This is a genomic window from Stenotrophomonas sp. YJH_SMC_135 (assembly GCF_059372355.1).
In genome coordinates this window covers 47,178-65,585 of sequence record NZ_JCAFVN010000009.1, presented here as the reverse complement: position 1 = coordinate 65,585, position 18,408 = coordinate 47,178, and the positions used below count along the sequence as shown (strand labels likewise).

Below are 18,408 nucleotides of genomic sequence, written 5' to 3'. Positions count from 1 at the left end.
GGGGCGACGCAACGCAGAACGGGCGCCCGAAGGCGCCCGTTCTGTCTGCATCTGTTGCCGGGGTCAGCGCCCTTTCCTGCGGAAAGGGATCCGACCCCGCCTGCGCCGGTAGTGCCGGCCGCTGACCGGCACCGCGCACGGCATCAGTAGCGGTAGTGGTCCGGCTTGAACGGGCCTTCCACCGGCACGCCGATGTAGTCGGCCTGTTCCTGGCTCAGGGTGGTCAGCTTCACGCCGATCTTTTCCAGGTGCAGGCGAGCCACTTCTTCGTCCAGCTTCTTCGGCAGCAGGTACACCTTCTTCTCGTAGCTGTCCTTGTTCGCCCACAGGTCGATCTGTGCCAGGGTCTGGTTGGCGAAGCTGTTGGACATCACGAAGCTCGGGTGGCCGGTGGCGCAGCCCAGGTTCACCAGGCGGCCTTCGGCCAGCAGGAAGATCGCATTGCCGTTCGGGAAGATGTACTTGTCGACCTGCGGCTTGATGTTGACGTGCTTGATGCCGGCGAAGGACACCAGTGCGTCGACCTGGATCTCGTTGTCGAAGTGGCCGATGTTGCAGACAATGGCCTGGTCCTTCATCGCGCTCAGGTGCTCGATGCGGATGATGTCCCTGTTGCCGGTGGTGGTGACGTACAGGTCGGCACGGCCCAGGGTCGATTCGATGGTGTTGACTTCATAGCCTTCCATCGCCGCCTGCAGGGCGCAGATCGGGTCGATCTCGGTGACGATCACGCGCGCGCCGTAGGCACGCAGCGACGCGGCGCAGCCCTTGCCGACATCGCCGTAGCCGCAGACCACGGCTACCTTGCCGGCCAGCATCACGTCCATCGCGCGCTTCAGGCCGTCGGCCAGCGACTCGCGGCAGCCATACAGATTGTCGAACTTGCTCTTGGTGACCGAGTCGTTGACGTTGATCGCCGGGATCAGCAGGGTGCCGGCCTGGGCCAGCTGGTACAGGCGATGCACGCCGGTGGTGGTCTCTTCGGAGACGCCCTTCCAGTCCTTGACCACGCGGCCCCAGTAACCCGGGCGCTCCTTGGCGACGCGCTTGAGCAGGTTCTTGATGACCTGTTCTTCGTGCGAGGCGGACGCGGTGTTGACCCAGTCGCTGCCGTTTTCCAGTTCGTAGCCCTTGTGGATCAGCAGGGTCACGTCACCGCCGTCGTCCACCACCAGTTCCGGGCCGGTCAGGGTGCCGTCGGCCAGGGTGAAGGTCAGCGCGTCCAAGGTGCAGTCCCAGTACTCTTCCAGGGTCTCGCCCTTCCAGGCGAACACCGGGGTGCCGGTGGCGGCGATGGCGGCAGCCGCGTGGTCCTGGGTCGAGAAGATGTTGCACGAGGCCCAGCGCACGTCGGCGCCGATGTCCTTCAGGGTCTCGATCAGCACCGCGGTCTGGATGGTCATGTGCAGCGAGCCGGTCACGCGCACGCCCTTCAGCGGCAGCTCGGCCTGGTACTTGCGGCGGATCGACATCAGGCCCGGCATTTCGTGCTCGGCGATGTCCAGTTCCTTGCGGCCCCAGTCGGCCAGCGTGATGTCGCGGATCTTGTAATCACCTTCGGTGGAGAAGGTCTTGGCAACAGCGTTCATTCGTGTGCTCCGGTTGTGGGCGAGCGGGTGCTCGCATCTAGCCGGGCGCCGTTGTTACAAAGCCACCTTACCGAGCCTGGCCGGGCCTCATCGGATCCGGTCGCAGCGCCCCTCGGCAGGGGAGAACCCCCATTATATCGCGGCCCCGGCATGACATCCGGATGACCCAACCATCGGCAGATGGGGGCGCGTGCACGGCCTGTTAAGGTCGATGCTTTCACGCATCACGCAGGTAGAACGATGAGCATGCACGCGCGCCGTACGCGGCGCTGGACCGGCCTGGTCCTGTCGATGGGACTGCTGGCCGTGGCCCCGCTAGCCTGGGCGCTGGCCCCACAGCCCGCTGCAGCACAGGCCCAGGGTGCCAATGGCTACGAACTGCCCTCGGCGGCGCTGCAGGCGGTGGTCGACGCACCGCGCGCGCCGTCGCTGCACCTGTCGCCTCGCCGCGACATGGCCGCGTTGATGCAGATGCCGTCGCTGCCGTCGATCCGGGTGGTGGCGCAGCCGGAACTGAAGCTGGCCGGCCTGCGCATCAACCCGCGCACGTTCTCCGACAGCCGTTTCAGCTTCGGCGAGAAGCTGTGGCTGATGAACGTGGCCGATGGCAAGGAACGGCAGATCAGCGGCCTGCCGGCCACGCTGTCGATCGCCAGCCTGATGTGGTCTCCGGATCAGAAGTGGCTCGCTTTCAACCAGGTCGACGCCACCAGCGGCGCCAACGAACTGTGGCTGGTGGACGTGGCCGCCGGCAGCGCCCGCCGCCTGGTTGCCGGCTTGAACACGGTGATCGGCAGCGGTTACCAGTGGCTGCCGGACAGCCGCGGGCTGGTGGTGTTCACCCGCCCGGCCAACCTCGGTGCGGCCCCGGCCACCGACGGCATCCCGACCGGCCCGGCCGTGCAGCAGACCCGCCGGGGCGATGGCGTGGTGTCGATCCGTACCTACCAGGACCTGCTGAAGAACGAGGCTGACGCGCGCCAGTTCGACTACTACGCCACCACACAGCCGGTGGAAGTCAGCCTGGATGGCAGCACCAGCCCGATCGGCGCGGCCGGCATCTTCATGGGCTTCTCCGTGTCGCCGGACGGCCGCTTCGTGCTGCGCCAGCCGGTGCAGCGCCCGTATTCCTACGTGGTGCCGGTGAGCAGTTTCCCGCGCCGCATTGAAGTGATCGACCGTGCCAGCGGCAAGCTGGTGCATACCGTGGCCGTGCGTCCACTGGTGGAAGGCCTGCCGACCGGCAACGACGCCGAAGTGACCGGCGTGCGTGACATCGGCTGGCGTGGTGATGCCGACGCGACCCTGGTCTGGGCCGAAGCGCAGGATGGTGGCGACCCGAACAGGGATGCCAAGGTGCGCGATGCGGTGCTGATGCAGGCCGCGCCGTTCGACACGCCGCCGGTGACGCTGGCCCAGCTGGGTAGCCGCCTGGCCGGTATCAGCTGGGGCCGTGGCGACCTGGCCCTGCTGACCGAATCGTGGTGGAAGACCCGCAGGACCAAGACCTGGCTGATCGCCCCGGACAATGCCAGCGCCGAACCGCGCCTGCTGTGGGATCGCGATGCGCAGGACCGCTACGCCGATCCGGGCCGGCCGCTGCGGGCCAGCAACGAGCGCGGCCGTTCGCTGCTGCAGACCAGCGCCGATGGCGGCAGCCTGTACCTGGCCGGCGCCGGTGCTTCGCCGGAAGGCGACCGTCCGTTCGTGGACCGCTTCGACATCGCCACGGGCAAGGCAACGCGCCTGTTCCACTCGCAGGCGCCGAGCTATGCGCTGCCGGTGGCATTGCTTGACAAGCAGGGCAGCTCGCTGCTGCTGAGCCGCGAAAGCCCGGACGAGCCGGCCAACTTCTACGTGCAGTCGCTGGCCGATGCCGGTGCTGCGCCGCGTGCGCTGACCCATTTCGCGCATCCGCTGCCGCAGCTGAAGGGTGTACAGAAGGAGCAGATCCGCTACAAGCGCAAGGACGGCGTCGACCTGACCGCGACCCTGCTGCTGCCGCCGGGGTACGACCCGAAGCGCGACGGCCCGCGCCCGCTGCTGATGTGGGCCTACCCGGGCGAGTTCAAGAGCGCGGCCGCGGCCAGCCAGGTGACCGATTCGCCGTATCGCTTCAATGCGGTCAGCTACTGGGGCCCGCAGGCGTTCCTGGCCAAGGGTTACGTGGTGCTGGCCAGCCCGTCGATGCCGATCATCGGCGAGGGCGACAAGGAGCCGAACGACACCTACATCGAACAGCTGGTGGCCAATGCGCAGGCGGCCGTGGATGAAGTGGTGCGGCGTGGCGTGACCGACCGCGATCACATCGCCATCGGTGGCCACTCCTACGGTGCGTTCATGACGGCCAACCTGCTGGCACACACCCGCCTGTTCAAGGCCGGCATCGCGCGCAGCGGCGCCTACAACCGCACGCTCACGCCGTTCGGCTTCCAGGCCGAGGAGCGCAACTACTGGCAGGCGCAGGACGTCTACCAGAAGATGGCGCCGTTCAACTACGCCGACAGGATCAAGGATCCGATCCTGTTCATCCACGGCGTGGACGACAACAACTCCGGCACGTTCCCGATCCAGAGCGAGCGCATGTTCGCCGCAGTGAAGGGCCTGGGTGGCACCGCGCGGCTGGTGATGCTGCCCAACGAATCGCATGCCTACCGCGCACGCGAATCGATCATGACCATGCTGGCCGAGAGCGAGCGCTGGCTGGAGCAGACCATCGGCCCGGCCGAGCAGGGCACGGCGAAGAAGAAGCGCTGATACGTGCATGAGGGTGGCCGCTGCAACAGCGGCCGCCTGTGCGGCTGCGCCGCCGCCCGAGCATGGGCTCGGGCGCTACACGGTGTCACGCGCCATGACGCTTGTAGAGCCGAGCCCATGCTCGGCTGCGTCCGCCATGGATACGTGCAGATGAAACCATTCTTGCATCGCAGCACGACGCCCGATCTGGGATAGGCTTGGGGTCTGGATCCGTTGACCGAGGCCTGTGCGTCGCCGATGAACGAGTACCGCAGCAGCATCGAGTTTGCTTCCCCCGATCTTCCGCTTCGCGATGACGTGCGCCGGCTCGGCGCACTGGTGGGTGACCTGCTGGTCGAACAGGTTTCGGCCGCTTTTCTCGACGATGTCGAGGACGTGCGCACCCGCGCCATTGCCCGCCGCGAGAACCAGGCGCCGCTGTCGGAGCTGGCCGAAGGGCTGGCCGGGCGCACGCCGCAGCAGGCCGAGACCATGGTGCGGGCCTTCAGCACCTACTTCCAGGTGGTCAACATCGCCGAGCGCGTGCATCGCATCCGCCGCCGCCGTGATTACCAGCGTGCCGGTACCGCCGGGGCGCAGCCCGACGGCCTGCAGGATGCGCTGCAGCACCTGAAGGCGCAGGGCGTGGGCCTGGATGAGCTGGCGCAGTGGCTGCCGCGCATCGACATCGAACCGGTGTTCACCGCGCACCCGACCGAAGCGGTGCGCCGCGCGCTGCTGGAGAAAGAGCAGCTGATGGTGGCCAGCCTGGTCGACAACCTCGACGGCCAGCGCACGCCGGGGGAAGCGGCCGCCGATGCTGCGCGCTTCCGCATGGCGCTGACCGCTTCGTGGCAGACCACCGATTCCTCGCCGGTGCGGCCTACCGTCGATGACGAGCGCGAGCACGTCGGCTTCTATCTGGTGCAGGTGCTGTACCGGGTGATCCCGGTGCTGTACGAATCGCTGCAGCAGGCGCTGCGCGATACCTACGGCGAAGAACTGCCGCTGCCGCGCCTGCTGCGCTTCGGTACGTGGGTGGGCGGCGACATGGACGGCAACCCGAACGTGGATGCCCACACCATCCGCACTACGCTGGACGCGCAACGGCAGGCCGTGCTGGGTCGCTACCAGAAGGAACTGCTGCAGCTGGCCAGCCTGCTCAGCCAGTCCACCGAGCGGGTGGGCGTGAGCGAGGCGCTGCAGGCGCGCGTGGCGCACTACCAGCAGCTGCTGCCGCAGGTGCAGTCGCGCCCGCGCCATGCCGACATGCCGTACCGCCTGCTCAACGACCGCATGCGTGCACGCCTGCAGGCCACGTTGGATGACGGCGAAGGCGCCTACGCCGGTCCGGACGAACTGATCGACGACCTGCAGCTGATCCTCGACAGCCTGCGCGCCAACCGCGGCGAACATGCCGGTGGCTTCGCCGTGCAGCGCCTGCTGTGGCGGGTGAAGACCTTCGGCTTCCACCTGGCGCGGTTGGACGTGCGCCAGGAATCGAGCGTGCACGCGCGCGCGCTGGCCACGGTGCTGGGCGGCGACGCAGCGTGGGACGGTCTGGATGCCTTGGGCCGCGCACGCCTGCTGGCGCCGCATGCCAGTGGTGACGCGCCGTTGCCGAAGGGCGACGACGAAGGCAACCGGCGACTGGACGCCGTGTTCGCCGCGCTGGCCGATGCCCGTGCGCGGCATGGTGGCGATGCACTGGGCAGCTACATCATCTCGATGGCACATGACCGCAGCGACGTGCTGGCGGTGCTGGCGCTGGCGCGCCGTGGCGGCCTGGTGGAAGAGAACGGATCAGTACCGCTGGATATCGCGCCGCTGTTCGAGACGGTGGAGGACCTCAAGCGCGGCACCGCGACCCTGCGTGATCTGCTGGCCGACCCGATCTATCGCGCGCACCTGCAAGCACGCGATGACGTGCAGATGGTGATGCTGGGCTATTCGGACAGCAGCAAGGACGGTGGCATCGCCGCATCGCGCTGGGGCCTGCAGCGTGCACAGGTGGAACTGCTGGAGGTGGCGGCCGAGGCCGGCATCCGCCTGACCTTCTTCCATGGCCGTGGCGGCTCGATCAGCCGCGGTGGCGGCAAGACCACGCACGCGGTGGACGCATCGCCGCGCGGCAGCATCGATGGCCGCCTGCGGGTGACCGAGCAGGGCGAGGTGATCCATCGCAAGTACGGCATCCGTGCGCTGGCCCTGCGCTCGCTGGAGCAGGCCACCGGTGCGGTGCTGCGTGCCAGCCTGCGCCCGCGTGCCGCCGAGCCGCGCGAGGATGAGTGGCGACCGGTGATGGACGCGGTGGCATCGGCCAGCAGCGAGGTGTATCGCGCGTTCGTTGGCCAGGCCGGTTTCATGGACTACTTCCGCACCGCCACGCCGATCGACGTGATCGAACGCATGACGCTGGGCTCGCGGCCATCGCGCCGGCTCGGCCAGGACGCCGCGCTGGGCAACCTGCGTGCGATTCCCTGGGTGTTCGCCTGGAGCCAGGCGCGCGCGGTGATTCCCGGTTGGTACGGCGTGGGCAGTGGCCTGCAGGCGGCGGTTGCTGCCGGCCACGAACAGACCCTGCGCGAGATGGCGCGGGACTGGCCGTTCTTCCGCACCTTCCTGGACGACATCGCGATGGTGCTGTCCAAGGGCGATATCACCATCGCCGAGCAGTTTTCGCTGTTGTCGGGTGAACTGCACGGGCACTTCTTCCCGCAGGTGCAGCGCGAACTGGAACTCACCCGGCACTGGCTGCTGGCGCTGATGGACCAGCGGACGCTGCTCGACCACGATGCGCGGCTGGCGCTGTCGATCCGCCTGCGCAATCCCTACGTCGATCCGATCAGCGTGCTGCAGGTGGACCTGTTGCAGCGCTGGCGGGCCAGCGGGCGCGAGGATGACGGGTTGCTGCGCGCGCTGGTGGCCTGCGTGAACGGTGTTGCGCAGGGCGTGCAGAACACCGGTTGATCCGCATCCGCCGGGCATGGCCCGGCGAATTCGCAATGGTAGTGCCGGCCGCTGGCCGGCAACCTCATGATGTCCGGCAGCACGCGCGAGGTTGCCGGCCAGCGGCCGGCACTACCTCATTCCTCCGGTGACGGCGGATTCGATGCCAGCAGTTCCAGATGGCGCTGTTCCATTTCCTGGCGCAGCTGGCGGCGGATCTGCGCGGCGGCCTGGCGGCGCTTCTCGTCGGACGTCGCCGGCTGCAGGGGCGGGACGGGCGTCGGCCGGCCTTCCTCATCCACCGCCACCATGGTGAAGAAGCAGCTGTTGGCGTGGCGCACGCTGCGCTTGAGGATGTCCTCGGCCACCACCTTGATGCCGATCTCCATCGACGAGGTGCCGGTATGGTTCACCGAGGCCAGGAAGGTGACCAGCTCGCCCACCGCGATCGGCTGGCGGAACATCACCTGGTCCACCGACAGGGTGACCACGTAGCTGCCGGCGTAACGGCTGGCGCAGGCGTAGGCAACCTGGTCGAGCAGGCGCAGGATGGCGCCGCCGTGGACCTTGCCGGAGAAATTGGCCATCTCCGGCGACATCAGCACGGTCATGGACAGCTGGTGGGTTTTCAGTTCGGTCGACATGCGGCGATTGTATCGGCAACCGGGTAGTGCCGGCCGCTGGCCGGCAATCACGCGATTGTTTCCCGAAGGCCATGAAAAAGCCGGCCAGCGGCCGGCTCTACCAGAAAGCAGAAGGGCCGCGTGAGCAGCCCTTCGTGTTTCTTACTTCAGCTTCGCATCGGCGCGCAGGGCGGCGGCGCGGTCGGTCTTCTCCCAGGAGAAGGCCGTGGCGTTGACGGTCTCGCCTTCGCCGTTGAGGTAGCTGAACTCCTTCGGCTTGCGGCCGAAGTGGCCGTAGGCCGCGGTCTGCTGGTACATCGGGTGCACCAGGTCCAGCATCTTGATGATGCCGTACGGGCGCAGGTCGAAGTGCTTGCGGATCAGCTTCTCGATCTTGTCGTCGCTGATCTTGCCGGTGCCGAAGGTGGTGACCGAGATCGAGGTCGGCTCAGCCACGCCGATGGCGTAGGAGACCTGCACTTCGCAACGGTCGGCCAGGCCGGCGGCCACCACGTTCTTGGCGACGTAGCGGGCCGCGTAGGCTGCCGAACGGTCGACCTTGGACGGGTCCTTGCCGGAGAAGGCACCACCACCGTGACGGGCCCAGCCGCCGTAAGTGTCGACGATGATCTTGCGGCCGGTCAGGCCGCAGTCGCCCACCGGGCCACCGATCTCGAACTTGCCGGTCGGGTTGATGTGGAACTTGGTGCCCTTGTGCAGCCACTTGGCCGGCAGCACCGGCTTGATGATCTCTTCGCGGACGGCCTCGATGAGGTCCTTCTGCTTGATGCCGGGGGCGTGCTGGGTCGACAGGACCACGGCGTCGATGGCCGAGACCACGCCGTTTTCATAGCGCAGGGTGACCTGGCTCTTGGCGTCCGGACGCAGCCACGACAGCGGCGAGTTCTTCTTCTTGCGGATCTTGGCCTGCTGCTCGACCAGGCGGTGCGACAGGTGGATCGCGGCCGGCATGTAGCTGTCGGTCTCGTTGGTGGCATAGCCGAACATCAGGCCCTGGTCGCCAGCGCCCATTTCTTCCGGCTTCTTGCGATCCACGCCCTGGGCGATGTGCGGCGACTGCTTGCCGATCAGGTTCAGCACGCCGCAGGTGGCGCCGTCGAAACCGACGTCGGAGCTGTCGTAGCCGATGTCCGTGATGACCTTGCGGGTCAGCGCTTCCAGGTCGATCCAGGCGCTGGTGGTGATTTCACCGGCCACGATGGCAACGCCGGTCTTGACCATGGTCTCGCAGGCCACGCGGGCGCGCTGGTCCTGGGTCAGGATCGCGTCCAGCACCGCATCGGAGATCTGGTCGGCAACCTTGTCCGGATGGCCTTCGGAGACCGACTCGGAGGTGAAGAGATAGCTGGACATCAGGCGTAATATCCCTTGATTCGGATGGAAAGATGGGCGCGCATGATACACGGGGTGCGCCGCCTGTGCATTGTGAACCTGTACCGGTTGCCGGTGGTTAAGCCCGCGTAGGCCCGACAGGGGCCGCCCGGCCGTGATTGGGGCCCAGCCCCGAGGCCCAGTGTTCCACCAGCGTGACAACAGACGGGACGGCTGCCGGCCCCGACCGCGCAGGCAGCGACCTCGCCGCGAAGGCGGGCCGGCCGTCATCGTTCTGCCCCGAAACCGCCATCTGGCTGCCGCCTGCCGGGCGCAGGCTGTCGGCCAATCCGGCCGCCGGGCATCAGTGGATCCGCCATGCAGGAACTCGAACAGCGTCTCCAGCAACGTTTCCCCGATTGGTTCCATGGCCGTCGCGGCCAACTGGCGCGGCCGCTGCTGCGCAGCGTCGGGCGCTGGTCGCGCCTGGACCAGATCGAAGCCTTCCTGCAGCGCAGCTCAGGACTGCGCGGCTTCGGTTTCGTCGCCGCCGGCCTGGAATTCATCGGCGGCCAGTACCAGGTGGATCCGGCCGCGCTGGCCAGGATCCCGGCCACCGGCCGCCTGCTGATCGTCGCCAACCACCCCTCCGGGGCACTGGATGCCCTCGCACTGCTGGACGCGGTTGGCCGTATCCGCCGCGACGTGCGGATCGTGGCCAACGATCTGCTGGGGGCGATCGCGCCGCTGCAGGACCTGCTGCTGCCGGTGCGCATCCTCGGCGGCAAGGCCCGGCGCGGCAGCCTGCATGCCGTGGAGGAAGCGTTGAACGCCGAGCAGTGCGTGATCGTGTTCCCGGCCGGCGAGGTCTCGCGGCTGTCGCTGCGCGGCATCCGTGATGGCCGCTGGCAGCGGGGATTCGTCCGCTTTGCCCGCGCGGCCGCTGCGCCGGTGCTGCCGGTGCGGGTGGAAGCGCGCAACTCGGCGCTGTTCTACGGCGCCTCGACCCTGTTCAAGCCGGCCGGCACCGCGCTACTGGCGCGCGAAATGTTCGCCCGTCGTGGCCGCCCGCTGCGGCTGAGCATCGGCGAGCCGATGCAGCTGGGCAAGGGCGGTGACCCGGGCGCACAGCTGCTGGCGGTGCGCCGCGCGCTGTACGCGCTGGGCCGCAACGGCGCGGCCGGCAATGCCGCTGCGTGCGCAGGCCCCGAGCCATTGGCGTCTCCGGTGCCGCCTTCGCAGGTCGCCGCCGGCATTGCCGCGGCCACCCAGCTGGGCCAGACCGCCGATGGCAAGCAGATCCTGTTGGCGACCTGTACCGCCGATTCACCGCTGCTGCTGGAACTGGGCCGCCTGCGCGAGCTGACCTTCCGCCAGGTGGGCGAGGGCACCGGGCGCAGCCGCGACCTGGACGCCTACGATCCGCAGTACGAGCACATCGTGATCTGGGACGCGGCGGCGCAGCGCATTGCCGGTGCCTACCGCATCATGCGCGGCGCCCAGGCCCTGGCCCGGCACGGCCTGTCCGGGCTCTACAGCGCGTCGCTGTTCCGCTATTCCGACGATGCCATCACCCACATTGCCGAGGGCCTGGAGCTGGGCCGCAGCTTCGTGGTGCCCGATTACTGGGGCAGCCGCAGCCTGGACTACCTGTGGCAGGGCATCGGCGCCTACCTGCAGTGCCGACCGGGCATCCGCTACCTGTTCGGCGCGGTCTCGATCAGCGCAGCGCTACCGCGCGATGCGCGCGAGCAGCTGGTGGCCTACTACCAGCGCTACTACGGCGGAACCGCCGGGCTGGCCGAATCGAACCGCCCCTTCCAGTACTTCGCCGCACCGCCAAGTTTCGGCGAGCTGGATGCGGGTGCCGCGTTCGATGTGCTCAAGGCCAACCTGGCCGCACTGGGTACCGGCGTGCCGACGCTGTACCGCCAGTACACCGATCTGTGCGAACCCGGCGGCGCGCGCTTCCTCGCCTTCGGCGTGGACCCGGACTTCAGCGATTCGATCGACGGCCTGATCGAAGTGGACCTGTGCGCGATCCGGCCGAACAAGCGCAAACGCTATCTGCGCGACGCGGGTGCGCCGGCATGAGCACGCTGGCGAACCTGTCGCCGCACCGGCGCGCAGTGTTCGTCTCCGACGTGCACCTGGGCTCACGTCATTGCCACGCCACCGAGCTGGCGCGGTTCCTCTCGCAGCTGCGCTGCGAGCGGTTGTACCTGGTCGGCGACATCATCGACCTGTGGTGGATGGCGCATCGCCGCGCCAACTGGCGGCAGTCGCACAGCGAAGTCATCCAGGCCCTGCACGCGCTGCGCCGTGCAGGGACCGAGATCATCTACATTCCCGGCAACCACGATGCCTCGCTGCGCCAGGTGTGCGGGCTGATGTTGCCGGCCATGCAGGTGCGCCGCCGTGCCATCCACGTGACCGCCGATGGCCGCCGGCTGCTGGTCGCGCATGGCGACGACTACGACGGCGTTACCCATTTCGGTGGCCTGCAGGAAAAGTTCGGCGACTGGCTGTACTACCGCATCCTGACCGGCAACCAGGCGCTGAACGCGGTACGGCGCCGGCTTGGCATGCGCTACTGGTCGCTGTCGGAGTTCCTGAAGAAGCGCAGCGGGGCCGCCGAACGCTACATCGAGCGCTTCGTGCAGGCCGGGCTGGACGACGTGCGCCGGCGCGGCCTGGATGGCATCGTCTGCGGCCACATCCACCGCGCGGCGCTGGTCGAACGCGATGGCCTGGTCTACGCCAACGACGGCGACTGGGTGGAGAGCCTGACCGCACTGGCCGAGGACCATGATGGTGCGCTGCGCCTGCTCGACCACAACGGCCAGACCCTGGTGGAACTGCCAGGCGCGCGGTTGTCGCAGGCGGCATAACGCGCGTCTGTCCTACTGTAGAGCCGAGCCCATGCTCGGCTGACGTGGCGCCGAACGAAGCGCAGCCGAGCATGGGCTCGGCTCTACATGCACCGCCCGCAAGCCGCTAGCATCGGCCCATGGACTCCCTGACCCAGATCGTGCTCGGTGGCGCCGTCGCCGCTGCCATCGCCCCGCCCGGACATCGCCGCGCGGCCCTGCTCGCTGGTGCCGCGCTTGGCACCCTGCCGGACCTCGACGCGCTGTGGCTCGGTTTCACCGCAGCCGATCCGGTGGCGAACATGATCGAGCACCGCAGTTTCAGTCATTCGCTGCTGGTACTGCCATGGGTGGCGGCATTGATCTGGTGGCTGTTCAAGCGCTTCGGCAATGGCCGCGTCGCGCAGTCACCTCTGCGCTGGTTCTGGGCGATCCAGCTGGCGCTGGTCACCCATCCGGTGCTGGATGCGTTCACCGTGTATGGCACCCAGTTGTGGTGGCCGCTGCGCCCGCATCCGACCATGGGATCCAGTGTCTTCATCATCGACCCGGGGTATACGGTGTGGCTTCTGCTGGGCTGCGTGCTGGCCTGGTTCGGCCGCGCCCGGCCCTGGGCGGGCAAGGTGCTGGGCGTGGCCCTGCTGCTCAGCAGTGGCTACCTGGGCTGGGGCCTGATCGCCAAGTCACAGGTCGACCGTGCCGCACAGCAGAGCCTGGCCGCGATGGGCCTGGGCGATGCGCCGCGCTTCTCGGTACCGATGCCGTTCAACACCCTGCTGTGGCGGGTGGTGGCGATGACGCCCAATGGCTACGTGGTGGGTGACCGCTCGCTGGTGGCCGACCACGGGCCGATGCGGTTCGAAGGCCATGCGTCCAACGTACAGGCCTTGCGCGAAGCGCAGGCCATCCCGGCGGTGCAGCAGCTGACGTGGTTCAACCGCGGTTTCATGCGTGCGCAGGTGGTTGACGGCCGGTTGGTGCTGAGTGACCTGCGCATGGGGCTGGAGCCGGACTACACCTTCAACTTCGTCGTGGCCGGGCAGGCCGACGGGCAGTGGCGGGCGATCGTTCCCGAGCAGGTGCGGGTGGATTACAGCAGTCCCGCCGCGCGTGCCGACGCCGGTCGCCGCCTGGCGGCGATGTGGCAGCGGATCTGGCAGGAGCCGGCGGCGGCGCCGGGCGCGGCCGACCACACCGCCGTGCATTGATCAGTGGATCCACGCATGGCGTGGCTCTACGGCCCCGATCGACAGCAGAACACCGGATCAATACACCGTGGCGCGGCCCTGGACGAACGAGTAGAAGAACACGGCGTTCGGGTCGTTCTGCACCAGGCGGAACTCGCGGCGCATGCCTTCCACGGTTTCCTCGTCCACCGAGCCGGCCTGCAGCAGCTGGTCGGCGGCCGACAGCAGGAGCTGTTCCCAGAACGCGATCATCGTCTTGCGACGCGCCGGTTCGCGGTTGTCCAGGTGGATGGTCTTGATCTCGGTGTGCACGTCGCGGAAGCCGCCGGCCAGCAGCAGGTTGCCCAGCTTTGCACCGACGAACGGGTCACCGCCATGGTCGTACTGGAAGTCGTTGAAGGCCATCCAGTAGCGCCAGATGTGCGGCGAGTACGGGTCGAGCAGGAACGAGGCATTCATCACTTCGGTGATGTAGACCGGCGAACCCGGTGCCAGCACGCGGCGCACTTCGCTCAGCACCCGCGCCGGTGAAGGCACGTGTTCCAGCACCCAGCACAGGAACGCCGAGTCGAAGCTGCGTGCCTCGAACGGCAGCTCGCCGGCGTCGGCCTGCTGCAGGGTGTATCGGTCGCTGCACCACGGCGTGCGCGCCAGGTTCTCGCGCGCGGTGGCCAGCTGCGTTTCGCTCAGGTCCACGCCGGTCACGTGCAGCTCGGGGAAGCGGCGCAGCAGGATCTCGGTCTGCGCACCGACGCCACTGCCGACTTCCAGCAGGCGCCGCGCGCCGCTGTAGTCGATCTGGCCGAAGATGCTCGATTCCAGCAGCCGGGCCTGGGTCATCAGGCGCTGCTGTTCGGTGCCGGAAAATCCGTGCAGGTAGGTCGGAGAGGAGATCGGCGGGGTCATGGAGGCGGGCTCTCGGAGTTCAATTCGGTCGAGCAGGCTCGACGTTGCGACGCGGCGGGGGCGGTCAGGCGGCCGAAGACAGCGCCGGTTCCCCGGCGATCAGGCGGTCGAAGTACTCGGTGGTCAGCGCGATCTGGCCCTGTGGGTCTTCGGCACGGTTGACCACCGCGCGGAACGCGGCGTTCTCCGGACGATCCTTGGCGTACCAGCCCAGGTGCTTGCGCGCGATGCGCACGCCCTGCGGCTCGCCATAGAACGCATGCAGCGCGTGCAGGTGGCCAAGCAGGATGTCGCGCACTTCCGCCAGCGACGGCGGTGGCAGTTCCTCGCCGGTGGCCAGGTAGTGCGCCACTTCGCGGAAGATCCACGGCCGGCCCTGCGCGGAGCGGCCGATCATCACTGCATCCACCCCGGTCTGCTGCAGCACGTGGGCGGCCTTCTGCGGTGAATCGATGTCACCGTTGGCGATCACCGGGATGCGCAGCGCAGCCTTGATCTCGCCGATGGTGGCGTACTCGGCCTGGCCGGTGTAATGCTGGTCGCGGGTGCGGCCATGCACGGCCAGCGCGGCGATGCCACTCGCCTCGGCGATGCGGGCGATCACCGGGCCATTGCGATGGTCGCAGTCCCAACCGGTGCGGATCTTCAGCGTGACCGGCACGTCCACTGCGTTGACCACGGCTTCGAGGATGCGCGCCACCAGCTGCTCGTCGCGCATCAGCGCCGAGCCCGCCCAGGCGTTGCACACCTTCTTGGCCGGGCAGCCCATGTTGATGTCGATGATCTGCGCGCCGTGGTCGACGTTGTAGCGCGCGGCCTCGGCCAGCTGCTGCGGCTCGGTGCCGGCGATCTGCACGCTGATCGGGGCTGGCTCGCCGTCATGGTCCATGCGGTGGATCGACTTTCGCGTGTTCCAGAAGCGCGGGTCGCTGATGGTCATTTCCGAGGCGGCCAGTCCCGCACCCAGCCGTTTGCACAGCAGGCGGAAGGGCTTGTCGGTGACGCCGGCCATGGGTGCCAGCACGACGTTGGGGGCAATGGTGTACGGGCCGATCTGCATGCGCCCATTGTAGGGTGCGGGCGGCGGTACGGCCGTGCCGGACGCGGTCCGGTTCAGGCCGATCGGCACCGACCTCATGCCGTACCGGCATCAGCAGATGCTTGACGGTTGCTTTCGCCGCCCCCACGGGCGGGCGATGGTGGGCGGCTAACCCAGGCTCTGCCAGGCCTGGCGGGTACCCAGCGCGAAGGCCAGCCCCAGGCCCAGGCAGACCAGCGAGCTGACCGCCCAGAAGCGCGTGCCGTTGTACCCCGGCCGGAACAGCGCCAGGCCGAAGCCCATCGCGGCACGCAGCAACAGCAGCGCGGCGATGCCGGGCAGGACCAGGCGGCTGGCCGGCAGCGGCGAATGCCAGCCCGCGGCGGCCAGTGCGTACAGGGTCCAGGCCACCAGCACGGCAGTGATGCCGGCGGTCATCAGCGGTGGCCACCAGTGCCCCGCATGCGCCAACCGGACCACGCGCTGGCCGGCACCGAAGTACCTGTACCACGCGGCGCCGAAGGCGATGCAGCCGATATGCAGCAGCGCCGCCACGGCGCTGCCGGCGGCCGCGACCAGCAGCCAGGGGAATCCGTCCATGTCCTGCCCGTGCGAGGAAGCTGCGCGGATGGTGGGCGAGGGGCAGGATGTGGGCAATGCGACAGGCGGTCGCAGGGGCTGGGCAATGGGCAAAAGAAAGGCCCGGGTGTCTGCACACCCGGGCCTCGTCATCCACGCGTGGCGTGGAATTACTTGGTTTCAGCGTCGGCCGGGGTGAAGCGCGGCATCGCCGCAGCGGCGCCTTCCTTCTCGGTCGAACGGCCGGCGAACTGGTTGGCGAAGCGCACGTGGCGGGCGAACGGGGCGTCGGCCACCTGCGCCAGCGACGCGGCCAGCGCACCGTTGAAGGCGTCACCGGCACCGGTGGTGTCGATCGCCTGCACCTGTTCGGCACCCACGCGGTAGTACGGCTGGGTATCGCCGCGCAGGTTCTCGTCGGCATGCGACACGAACACGCCCACCGAACCCAGGGTCACCACCACGGTGCCGTTGCCGACCAGCTTGCGGCACAGCGCGTGCAGGCTGGCGCCATCCAGCGCGGCGACGTCGTTGGCATCCACGCGCTCACCGACATGGCGGCCGAGCAGGGCAGCGAACTCGGTTTCGTTCGGGGTGATCACATCGGCCAGCTTGAGCAGGCCGATGGTCGAGGGCGCATCGGCCGGTGCGGTATTGAGTACGGTGGTGACACCGGCCTCGCGGGCCGTGGCCAGCGCCGCTTCGATGGTCTGCACCGGCGATTCCAGCTGCACCAGCACCACCTTGGCGCGGGTCAGCAGGGCCTGCTGCTGTTGCAGGAAATCGGTGCCCAGCGCGGCGTTGGCACCCGGGCCGATCACGATGGTGTTGCGGCCACGCGCGTCCACGTAGATGCCCGCGGTGCCGGTCGGTTCGCTGCTGGCCTCGGCGATCAGCGCGAAGCCATCCTGCGCAGCCAGTTCACGCGCGGTGGCGCCACCGGCGTCATCGCCCAACGCGCACACGAAGTGCGTGTCGGCACCGGCGCGGCAGGCCGCCACCGCCTGGTTGAAGCCCTTGCCCCCGGGGCCGGTGCTGTAGCGGCCGGCAATGGTCGCACCCGGTGCCGGCAGCGACTCACACCGCCACACGTGATCGACATTGAAGGAACCGACGACAACGACACTGCTGCTCATAGGGAATCTTTTCTCAACCAAGGGTTCAACTGAAGTGCGTCAGCACGCCGGCGATGGTCGCCGTCATGAAGGTGGCAATGGTACCGCCCAGCACGGCGCGCAGGCCGAACTTGGCCAGGTCGTGGCGACGTTCTGGGGCCAGGCCGCCGATGCCGCCGATCTGGATCGCGATCGAGCTGAAGTTGGCAAAGCCGCACAGCGCGTAGGTGGCGATCAGGCGACCTTCCTCGGACAGGCTCACGCCGGCCACCTGGCCGTTCACGATCTGCGACAGTTCGGTGTAGGCGACGAATTCGTTGATCACGACCTTCTGGCCGATCAGCGAACCGACGGTGGTGGCATCAGCCCACGGGGTACCGATCACCCAGGCGATCGGGGCCAGCACGTAACCGAAGATGGTCGACAGGTTGGTCGGCTTGCCGATGGCAGCGGCCAGGCCGGTCACCTCGCCGATCCAGGTCAACGGGGCGTTCAGCAGCGCGATCAGGGCGATGAAGGCCAGCAGCATCGCGCCGATGTTCAGCGCCAGCTTCAGGCCGTCACCGGCACCGGCAGCGGCCGCGTCGATGATGTTGCTGGAGGTCTTTTCGACTTCCATCTTCACCGTGCCGCGGGTCAGCGGGGTGCCGGTTTCCGGAATCAGCAGCTTGGCCACGACCAGGGTGGCCGGTGCGGCCATGATGCTCGCTGCCAGCAGGTGCTTGGCGTAGAAGGCCTGCTGCGCCGGGTCGCCACCGCCGAGCATGCCCACATAGGCCGCCAGCACGCCGCCGGCGATGTGGGCCATGCCGCCGATCATCATGGTCAGCAGCTCGGACTGGGTCATCCTGGCGATGTACGGGCGCACGGTCAGCGGCGCCTCGGTCTGGCCGATGAAGACGCTGGCGCAGACGCTGGTGGTTTCCGCGCCGGACACGCGCATCACCTTGGTGATCGACCACGCCATCACGCGCACGATCGCCTGCATGACGTTGAGGTGGTACATCACCCCCATCAGCGCCGAGAAGAAGATGATGGTCGGCAGCACCTGGAAGGCGAAGATGAAGCCGTAGTTCTTGGTGTCCATCAACGAGCCGAAGATGAAGCCCGAGCCTTCGTTGACGAAGCTGAGAACCTTGACGAAGCCCTTGCCCAGCGCATCGAACACGTCGCGGCCGCCCGGCACCAGGATCACCAGCGCCGCGAACGCGATCTGCAGGGTGATACCGGTGGCAACCAGCTTCCAGTCAACCGCACGCTTGTTGTTGGAAAACAACCAGGTGATGCCGATCAGCACCGCCAACCCGAACAGGCCGAAGCCGATCCTGCCCAAACCTTCGACCATGTGAGTGACTCCCCTGGGGCGTCGCGAAAAACGGGAAGCCTAGTGCAGGGCAGGGGCCGGGGCAAGAAAAAGCAGCGTGCGCGCATCTATCGGTACCGATCAGGCCAGCAACGGCAAGGGCTTGCGGCCGGCGGCGGC

General features: G+C 68.1%; 13 protein-coding genes and 1 riboswitch. Of the genes, 5 read left to right on the top strand and 8 right to left on the bottom strand.

Translation table 11 applies throughout. The features are described from left to right. Positions 1 to 143 precede the first annotated feature (143 nt). The gene (gene ahcY / locus AC5P98_RS20600; RefSeq protein ID WP_014645960.1) at positions 144 to 1,589 is read right to left on the bottom strand and encodes an adenosylhomocysteinase; all 1,446 of its coding nucleotides are present in this window, start codon (positions 1,587 to 1,589) and stop codon (positions 144 to 146) included. A gap of 36 nt (positions 1,590 to 1,625) precedes the next feature. Continuing rightward, positions 1,626 to 1,709: riboswitch (S-adenosyl-L-homocysteine riboswitch) on the bottom strand. 120 nt (positions 1,710 to 1,829) lie between these two features. On the opposite strand from ahcY, the gene AC5P98_RS20595 reads away from it, so the two are divergent. Both AC5P98_RS20595 and ppc read left to right on the top strand, forming a co-directional pair. Then, positions 1,830 to 4,346 (top strand): S9 family peptidase, encoded by a 2,517-nt coding sequence (locus tag AC5P98_RS20595; protein WP_495230193.1) that lies wholly within the window; start codon positions 1,830 to 1,832, stop codon positions 4,344 to 4,346. Positions 4,347 to 4,583: 237 nt separating this feature from the next. Continuing rightward, positions 4,584 to 7,295, top strand: coding sequence for a phosphoenolpyruvate carboxylase (gene ppc, locus AC5P98_RS20590; protein WP_049406093.1), 2,712 nt, complete (start codon positions 4,584 to 4,586; stop codon positions 7,293 to 7,295). 116 nt (positions 7,296 to 7,411) lie between these two features. Here ppc and AC5P98_RS20585 read toward each other — a convergent pair whose 3' ends face one another. Both AC5P98_RS20585 and metK read right to left on the bottom strand, forming a co-directional pair. Continuing rightward, positions 7,412 to 7,918, bottom strand: a complete 507-nt coding sequence (locus tag AC5P98_RS20585) for an acyl-CoA thioesterase (protein WP_010481883.1) — start codon at positions 7,916 to 7,918, stop codon at positions 7,412 to 7,414. A 141-nt stretch (positions 7,919 to 8,059) separates the two neighbouring features. After that, entirely contained in the window at positions 8,060 to 9,271 is a 1,212-nt protein-coding gene (gene metK / locus AC5P98_RS20580; RefSeq protein WP_010481882.1) for a methionine adenosyltransferase, read from the bottom strand. Between the two features lie 336 nt (positions 9,272 to 9,607). Between metK and olsF the strand changes: the two genes are divergently transcribed. From olsF to AC5P98_RS20565, 3 genes are all read left to right on the top strand, one after another. After that, positions 9,608 to 11,323: a bifunctional ornithine lipid synthase OlsF gene (olsF, locus tag AC5P98_RS20575; protein ID WP_049406095.1), complete on the top strand. Its 1,716-nt coding sequence runs from the start codon at positions 9,608 to 9,610 to the stop codon at positions 11,321 to 11,323. After that, on the top strand, positions 11,320 to 12,120 hold the full coding sequence (locus tag AC5P98_RS20570) for a UDP-2,3-diacylglucosamine diphosphatase (RefSeq protein WP_005412268.1): 801 nt from the start codon (positions 11,320 to 11,322) through the stop codon (positions 12,118 to 12,120). Before olsF ends, AC5P98_RS20570 begins: the two co-directional genes overlap by 4 nt. Before the next feature lie 119 nt (positions 12,121 to 12,239). Next, positions 12,240 to 13,307 carry a metal-dependent hydrolase gene (locus tag AC5P98_RS20565; RefSeq protein ID WP_014645964.1) on the top strand — a complete coding sequence of 356 codons (1,068 nt, stop codon included), beginning with the start codon at positions 12,240 to 12,242 and terminating at the stop codon, positions 13,305 to 13,307. 57 nt (positions 13,308 to 13,364) lie between these two features. Here the strand turns inward: AC5P98_RS20565 and AC5P98_RS20560 are convergent, their stop codons facing one another. The 5 genes from AC5P98_RS20560 to AC5P98_RS20540 all read right to left on the bottom strand — a co-directional run bounded on the left by AC5P98_RS20560 (position 13,365) and on the right by AC5P98_RS20540 (position 18,270). Continuing rightward, positions 13,365 to 14,192: a class I SAM-dependent methyltransferase gene (locus AC5P98_RS20560; RefSeq protein ID WP_005415318.1), complete on the bottom strand. Its 828-nt coding sequence runs from the start codon at positions 14,190 to 14,192 to the stop codon at positions 13,365 to 13,367. A 64-nt stretch (positions 14,193 to 14,256) separates the two neighbouring features. Beyond that, a complete protein-coding gene (gene dusB / locus AC5P98_RS20555; RefSeq protein ID WP_046428891.1) occupies positions 14,257 to 15,252 on the bottom strand; it encodes a tRNA dihydrouridine synthase DusB in 996 nt (331 codons plus the stop codon). Positions 15,253 to 15,399: 147 nt separating this feature from the next. Next, the gene (locus AC5P98_RS20550) at positions 15,400 to 15,831 is read right to left on the bottom strand and encodes a hypothetical protein (protein WP_049406097.1); all 432 of its coding nucleotides are present in this window, start codon (positions 15,829 to 15,831) and stop codon (positions 15,400 to 15,402) included. A 149-nt stretch (positions 15,832 to 15,980) separates the two neighbouring features. Continuing rightward, positions 15,981 to 16,946: a ribokinase gene (locus AC5P98_RS20545; RefSeq protein WP_049406099.1), complete on the bottom strand. Its 966-nt coding sequence runs from the start codon at positions 16,944 to 16,946 to the stop codon at positions 15,981 to 15,983. A 25-nt stretch (positions 16,947 to 16,971) separates the two neighbouring features. Next, the gene (locus tag AC5P98_RS20540) at positions 16,972 to 18,270 is read right to left on the bottom strand and encodes a NupC/NupG family nucleoside CNT transporter (protein ID WP_014645968.1); all 1,299 of its coding nucleotides are present in this window, start codon (positions 18,268 to 18,270) and stop codon (positions 16,972 to 16,974) included. Positions 18,271 to 18,408 lie beyond the last annotated feature (138 nt).

What these genes read in the sequence shown, in the direction of transcription:
- AC5P98_RS20585 (WP_010481883.1), bottom strand. Translation starts at nt 7,918, where the DNA reads ATGTCGACCGAACTGAAAACCCACCAGCTGTCCATGACCGTGCTGATG.
- AC5P98_RS20565 (WP_014645964.1), top strand. Translation starts at nt 12,240, where the DNA reads ATGGACTCCCTGACCCAGATCGTGCTCGGTGGCGCCGTCGCCGCTGCC.
- metK (WP_010481882.1), bottom strand. Translation starts at nt 9,271, where the DNA reads ATGTCCAGCTATCTCTTCACCTCCGAGTCGGTCTCCGAAGGCCATCCG.
- AC5P98_RS20550 (WP_049406097.1), bottom strand. Translation starts at nt 15,831, where the DNA reads ATGGACGGATTCCCCTGGCTGCTGGTCGCGGCCGCCGGCAGCGCCGTG.
- AC5P98_RS20560 (WP_005415318.1), bottom strand. Translation starts at nt 14,192, where the DNA reads ATGACCCCGCCGATCTCCTCTCCGACCTACCTGCACGGATTTTCCGGC.
- AC5P98_RS20540 (WP_014645968.1), bottom strand. Translation starts at nt 18,270, where the DNA reads ATGGTCGAAGGTTTGGGCAGGATCGGCTTCGGCCTGTTCGGGTTGGCG.
- AC5P98_RS20545 (WP_049406099.1), bottom strand. Translation starts at nt 16,946, where the DNA reads ATGAGCAGCAGTGTCGTTGTCGTCGGTTCCTTCAATGTCGATCACGTG.
- ahcY (WP_014645960.1), bottom strand. Translation starts at nt 1,589, where the DNA reads ATGAACGCTGTTGCCAAGACCTTCTCCACCGAAGGTGATTACAAGATC.
- AC5P98_RS20595 (WP_495230193.1), top strand. Translation starts at nt 1,830, where the DNA reads ATGAGCATGCACGCGCGCCGTACGCGGCGCTGGACCGGCCTGGTCCTG.
- ppc (WP_049406093.1), top strand. Translation starts at nt 4,584, where the DNA reads ATGAACGAGTACCGCAGCAGCATCGAGTTTGCTTCCCCCGATCTTCCG.
- dusB (WP_046428891.1), bottom strand. Translation starts at nt 15,252, where the DNA reads ATGCAGATCGGCCCGTACACCATTGCCCCCAACGTCGTGCTGGCACCC.
- AC5P98_RS20570 (WP_005412268.1), top strand. Translation starts at nt 11,320, where the DNA reads ATGAGCACGCTGGCGAACCTGTCGCCGCACCGGCGCGCAGTGTTCGTC.
- olsF (WP_049406095.1), top strand. Translation starts at nt 9,608, where the DNA reads ATGCAGGAACTCGAACAGCGTCTCCAGCAACGTTTCCCCGATTGGTTC.